Source organism: Acidovorax sp. HMWF018 (assembly GCF_003061035.1).
Classification (GTDB): Bacteria; Pseudomonadota; Gammaproteobacteria; order Burkholderiales; family Burkholderiaceae_C; genus Acidovorax; species Acidovorax delafieldii.
Genome location: NZ_QAIM01000445.1, coordinates 1 through 4,430, shown reverse-complemented (window position 1 = coordinate 4,430; position 4,430 = coordinate 1). Strand labels below are relative to the sequence as shown.

At 64.9% G+C, this 4,430-nt stretch carries 1 protein-coding gene and 1 pseudogene; both read right to left on the bottom strand.

Translation table 11 applies throughout. From position 1 onward, the window contains the following. Positions 1 to 1,465: pseudogene (locus DBR23_RS31005) on the bottom strand (phosphohydrolase); the annotation flags it as partial. A 100-nt stretch (positions 1,466 to 1,565) separates the two neighbouring features. Continuing rightward, the gene (alaS, locus tag DBR23_RS18380; protein ID WP_108499173.1) at positions 1,566 to 4,193 is read right to left on the bottom strand and encodes an alanine--tRNA ligase; all 2,628 of its coding nucleotides are present in this window, start codon (positions 4,191 to 4,193) and stop codon (positions 1,566 to 1,568) included. Positions 4,194 to 4,430 lie beyond the last annotated feature (237 nt).

The following is a 4,430-nucleotide window of genomic DNA, read 5'->3' as shown; positions in this document are numbered from 1 at the left end:
CGAGGTATACCGCACCGCCGGTGCAACTGGTGGCGCGCACCAGCTCGTACAGTACGCTCGACAGCATCAGGTCGGTGCGCGACTCGGCGCTGATGTGGTGGGTAATGTGCAAGAACTCCTGGATGGTGTCGGACATGCGGTCCATCACCTGCCCCAGGTCGCGCACCTCGCGCACCGGCGACACCCGCCGTTCGGGCCGCCGGAAATCAAACCGCGCCAGCGCCCGGGCCTGCAACGCCAGCCCGAACAGACTGCGCCCCACGCGTCGGCCGGCCAGCCAGCCCAACGGCAGCATCAGGCCGATGAGCGATACCGACAGCCACACCTGCTGGCGCAGGTTGTTGTTCACCTCGGCCAGCAGCTCTTTGGTAGGAATCGCCATCAGGATCTGCAGCCCCTGCCAGCGCATTGATGCCAGCGGCAGCGAACGGCCCAGCCATTCCTCGCCGTCGGCCTGCAGGCGGCGTGACTCGCCATCTTTCAGGCCCAGCGCCTGCAGCGCATGCAGGCTGGGCACACCCAGATCGTCCAGGGCACGCAGCCGCAGGCCCGGCGTGTTGCCATCACGCAGTAGCACGCGCGACATGTCGGGATAGGCCAGTACGCGGCGGTCTTTGTCCACCACCGCGATCTCGGTGCGGGGCATCAGGCGCAGGCCACTGATCTCATGCCCCAGGTCGGTCAGGGCCACGTCCAGGCCAATCACCGCACGCCCGTCCTCGCTGGGCTGGCTCAGCGTGATGCCCACCTCCTGCGTGGTGAAGAACACATAGGGTGCCGTGAGGATCTGGGTGTTCTGCTCCAGCGCCTCGGCGTACCAGGGGCGGGTGCGGGGGTCGTAGCGGTATTCCGGGCGCACGGCCGAGTCGATCAGCCGCAGGTCCGCGTCGTAATAACTCCAGCGCCCCACCATGCCCGCCAGGCCGCGCTCGCGCGCCATGGACTGCACCAGGTACGCCGTTTTGGGCGGTGCATCCAGCCGCACCCGCAAGGCCTCGTTTCGCACCGGCCGCACTAGCAAAAACTGCCCGTCCGGGTAACCGATGAACACCGCCGACAGCAGCGGGTTCTGCTCCAGCAGCCGCGCCAGCACGGGCAGGCGCCGCAGCCGCGCTGGCAGGGTGGACGCAGAGGCCACCGGGTCGAACGCCAGCAGGCGGATGGTGGCATCGGCCGGGTCCACGATGCGATGCACCCGTTCGGCAATGAGCTGGCTGATGCGCTGCGCACTCTCGTCCGACGCCGCAATGATGGCCTGGCGTGCGCTGGTGCTGACCTGGTACACCAGCAACGCTGTCAACAACAGCATGGCGGTGACCACCACGGTGGCGATCAGGACCTCAAAGGGGATGGTGATGCGGCGCCACCATGGCAGGTGGCCGCCTTGGCCCACCAAAGCAGCGCCCGTACCGCGAAGCACAGCGGACGGCGGCGGGTCTTGGGGGCTGTCGCGCAGGGTGTCCATGCGCTGCACTTTAGGGTGAAAGCTGGCGTTCCGTCACCCTCTTTTTGGCAGCCATGGCTGCCACACCACAGCGGCTAGTGCCGCCGTGGTGACCGGTACATCAGCCCAGTTGCTGCGTGACCCAGCCTGTCACCGAAGCCAGTGCTGCGGGCAGCTTGGACGCGTCCGTGCCGCCAGCCATGGCCATGTCGGGCTTGCCGCCGCCCTTGCCGCCGACTTGCTGGGCGACAAAGTTGACCAGTTCGCCCGCCTTGAGCTTGCCCACGCTGTCGGCGGTGACGCCCGCAGCGATCTGCACCTTGTCGCCCTCCACGGCGGCCAGCACGATGGCGGCGGTCTTGAGCTTGTCCTTGAGCTTGTCCATGGTGTCGCGCAGGGTCTTGGCGTCGGCACCCGGCAGCGCAGCAGCCAGCACTTTGAGGCCCTTCACCTCCACCGCCTGGTTCACCAGTTCGTCACCCTGGTTGGAGGCCAGCTTGCCCTTCAAGGCAGCCACTTCCTTTTCGAGCGCGCGGGCGTTGTCCAGCGCCTGGCTGATGCGGCCGTTGAGCTCGGCCACCGGCGCCTTGAGGGTGCTGGCGGCCTGGTTCACGGTATCTTCCAGGTTCTGCAAATATGCCAGTGCGTTGGCGCCGGTCACGGCCTCAATGCGGCGGATGCCAGCAGCCACGCCACCCTCGCCCACCACCTTGAACAGGCCGATGTCGCCCGTGCGCTGCACGTGCGTGCCGCCGCACAGTTCGCGGCTGGTGCCGATGTCGAGCACGCGCACGGTTTCGCCGTACTTCTCGCCAAACAGCATCATGGCGCCGGTCTTCTGGGCCGACTCGATGTCCATCACGCGCGCTTGCGTGGGCTGGTTGGCCAGGATTTCTTCGTTCACACGGCGTTCGATCTCGCGGATTTCAGCCGCCGTCACGGCGCCGTTGTGTGTGAAGTCGAAGCGCGTGCGGTCGGCATTGACCAGGCTGCCCTTTTGCTGCACATGGCTGCCCAGCACTTCGCGCAGGGCCTTGTGCATGATGTGCGTGACCGAGTGGTTGCGCACGGTGGCTGCGCGCACGGCGGTGTTCACCTGGGCCTGCACCGTGTCACCCACGTTCAGTGTGCCCTCTTCGAGCATGCCATGGTGGCCAAACACATCGGCCTTGATCTTGAGCGTATCGCCCACCGCAAAACGGGCCGAGCCGCTGGTGATGACACCTTCGTCACCCACCTGGCCGCCGCTTTCGGCGTAGAACGGGGTCGTGTCCAGCACCACCACGCCGTTTTGGCCGGCTTTCAGTGCTGCAGCGCTAGTACCGTCTACATAGATTGCTACGATTTTTGCAGTCTCTGCGAGGTGTTCGTAGCCCGTGAACTGGTTGGCGGCACCGGTGTACTCCAGCGCCTTGTCCATCTTGAACTTGCCGGCAGCGCGGGCCTGGGCCTTCTGCTTTTCCATGGCGGTCTTGAAGCCTGCCTCGTCCACTTCCACGTCGCGTTCGCGGCACACGTCGTTGGTCAGGTCGAGCGGGAAGCCATAGGTATCGTGCAGCTTGAACGCCACGTCGCCAGGCAGCACCTTGGCGCCGCCGTCCAGGGTAGCGTCCAGGATTTCCATGCCGTTGGCCAGCGTTTCGAAGAAGCGCTCTTCTTCCACCTTGAGCACCTCGGTGATGCGCTGCTCCTGCTCGCGCAGGGATGGGTATGCGTCACCCATCAGGCGCACCAGATCGGCCACCAGCTTGTGGAAGAACGGGGTCTTCTTGCCCAGCTTGTACCCGTGGCGGATGGCACGGCGCACGATGCGGCGCTGCACGTAGCCACGGCCTTCGTTGCTGGGGATCACACCATCGCTCACCAAAAACGCGGTGGCGCGGATATGGTCAGCGATCACGCGCAGGCTCTTGTTGTTCAGGTCCGTCACGCCGGTCTCGCGCCCGGCGGCCTTGATGAGCGCGTCGAACAGGTCGATCTCGTAGTTGCTGTGCACGTGCTGCAGGATGGCAGCGAGGCGCTCCAGGCCCATGCCGGTGTCCACGCAAGGTGCGGGCAGCGGGGTCACGGCACCCGTCTCATCCATGTTGAACTGCATGAACACGTTGTTCCAGATCTCGATGAAGCGGTCGCCGTCTTCATCGGGGCTGCCGGGAGGGCCACCCGCAATGTGCGGGCCGTGGTCATAGAAGATTTCGCTGCAGGGGCCGCAGGGGCCGGTGTCGGCCATCATCCAGAAGTTGTCGGACTTGTAGCGGCCGCCCTTGTTGTCGCCGATGCGGATCACGCGCTCGGGTGGCAAGCCGATTTCCTTGGTCCAGATGTCGTAGGCCTCGTCGTCTTCCTGGTAGACCGTGGCCAGCAGGCGCTCTGGCGGCAGCTTGTAGACCTCGGTCAGCAGCTCCCAGGCCCACTTGAGCGATTCGCGCTTGAAGTAGTCGCCAAACGACCAGTTGCCCAGCATTTCAAAGAAGGTGTGGTGGCGCGCGGTGTAGCCCACGTTTTCCAGGTCGTTGTGCTTGCCACCCGCACGCAGGCAGGCCTGAACCGACACCGCCCGGTTGTACGAGCGCTTATCGGTGCCCAGGAACACGTCCTTGAACTGCACCATGCCCGAGTTGGTGAACATCAGCGTGGGGTCGTTGCCAGGCACCAGAGGGCTCGACGGCACCACGGTGTGGCCCTTGGAGACGAAGAAGTCCAGGAAGGACTTGCGGATGTCAGCGACAGAAAAAGTGGGAGTGCTCATGGTGTTGTGGAGTGGTTGCACGCAGCAGGCAGGCCGCAGGACCCGCGCCTGCGCGCTGCCTGTCGCTGCCCCTATGGGGACCAACCTTTCATTATAGGTTTGCAGTCTGGCGGTCCGTGGCGGGAGGGCGACAGGGCGGGGACAGACGCCTCCGATCCATGCGCCAACGAATGCTGAAAAATTCGCTTGCGCACTTTAAATATCTTGTTAATATATTAATAACTGCAACCCACCCAC

Excerpts from the sequence above, each read along its gene's own strand:
- alaS (WP_108499173.1), bottom strand. The coding sequence starts at position 4,193 with ATGAGCACTCCCACTTTTTCTGTCGCTGACATCCGCAAGTCCTTCCTG.